Annotated in this window: 2 protein-coding genes; one reads left to right on the top strand and one right to left on the bottom strand. The window is 65.1% G+C overall.

The window, feature by feature from the left end; translation table 11 throughout:
• Positions 1-54 precede the first annotated feature (54 nt).
• The gene (locus ACFW48_RS38595; RefSeq protein WP_386323337.1) at positions 55-285 is read right to left on the bottom strand and encodes a hypothetical protein; all 231 of its coding nucleotides are present in this window, start codon (positions 283-285) and stop codon (positions 55-57) included.
• Between the two features lie 203 nt (positions 286-488).
• Between ACFW48_RS38595 and ACFW48_RS38590 the strand changes: the two genes are divergently transcribed.
• The coding region (locus ACFW48_RS38590) for a hypothetical protein (protein ID WP_386323335.1) at positions 489-1,391 on the top strand (903 nt) is incomplete at its 3' end.

The raw sequence follows: 1,391 nt of genomic DNA, 5'->3' as shown, positions 1-1,391 counted from the left end.
CCCATAGGCCGGGGGCGCAGCTGTGCGCAGGCGTTTCGATTGTGGGAGCCGGGATCAGCGGCGCGTGCGCCAGGTGCCGTAGAGGGCAGCGACGGCGCTGATGACGCCGGCGAACCCAGCTTCGCCGACGGCGAGGTAGATGCCGGCGCAGGCCGCGAGAAGGACCACCAGCACCACCGCGTCGGGGGCCGGCCCCTTGCGGGTCCTCGGCATCACGTCCGGGTCCTGGCGGGAGATGGACCGGGCAGGGTCGGGGGTCTGGGAGGTGCTGTCCGTGTTCGTCATGGCTCCAGCAGACCCGCCTTCAAAGCCGTCTTCCCAGTGATCTGTCCGAGTCCGAACGGACCCGGACAACCCCCCACTGCACCCGGCGAAGATTGGCCCGAGCCCGGATGGGACGAGGCGTTCGGATCTGTTCGAGGCAATCTGCATACGTACGCCGTCACCGGCCTCTACCGTGGCTTTTCCTTGACACACAGGGGGATCTGATGACAGGCGAACAACCTGCGGTGGATCCGCAGGACAACGACACGGCTGAGACGTTCGAGGCCGCGCTGGCCGCCTTCGCCGAGGAGCTCAGCCTGTTCCACATCGCCTGCGGTTCCCCCTCCTACGCGACCATCGCCTCCGCCTCGGTACGACCGCGGCTGACGAAGTCCGGCCTGACTGAGATGCTCACCGGGAAGCGGTTGCCCTCCCTGGAGACGCTCCTGGAGTTCGTCCGAGTCGTCACCACACCGAGCGGGCTGGACAAGCTGGCTGCGGGGAAGTTCCGGGCGAACCCCGAGACACTCAAGGAGTGGCGCGGCCGATGGCAGCACGTCAAAGTGCTGCAGCGCCGGTTCCATCGCGCGAACAAGCGCCCGCCTACGACGGTCAAGCAGATCCACGACGATGTCGCCCGCGAACCTGAAGCCCTGCACGCGGAATCCGACCACATGGTGAACGCAGCCGCTAGCAGCGAACGCATCCGCACACAGGCCCAGCAGGAAGACGCAGACGAACTATCGGCCAAGGAATACGTCCGGATCGTCGAAGCCACGTTCGATACCACCATTCCGAAGGAGGCGCGCCAGACGGGATGGTTAGCGGGAAGCCTTACGGCCCTTGTAGCGGTCGGCGCCGTGGCCTTGTCCTGGGCGGACAAGACTGAGCTGATAGTGAAGATCACTTCCTCCGTGATGATTCCGCTCATGCTCTGGTCAGCCGTGCTGGCGGACATCACCAACCGGAGGCGCGTGCTGGACAAGGGGTGGTTGGTCGTTCTGATGTACCTCATGGCTGCCTTCACGATGGGTGCACCCGTGATGTCCTATCTGGGGAACCTTCCAGCCGAAGACGAACAGCTAACGGCTCGAATCGCTGTCTACGCGGTGATGCTGTTCCTCATC

Origin of the sequence: Streptomyces sp. NPDC058812 (assembly GCF_042744565.1) — a bacterium.
GTDB classification, from domain to species: Bacteria; Actinomycetota; Actinomycetes; order Streptomycetales; family Streptomycetaceae; genus Streptomyces; species Streptomyces thinghirensis.
Note: the sequence above shows the minus strand (reverse complement) of the source record. Positions and strands in the feature narration are given on the sequence as shown.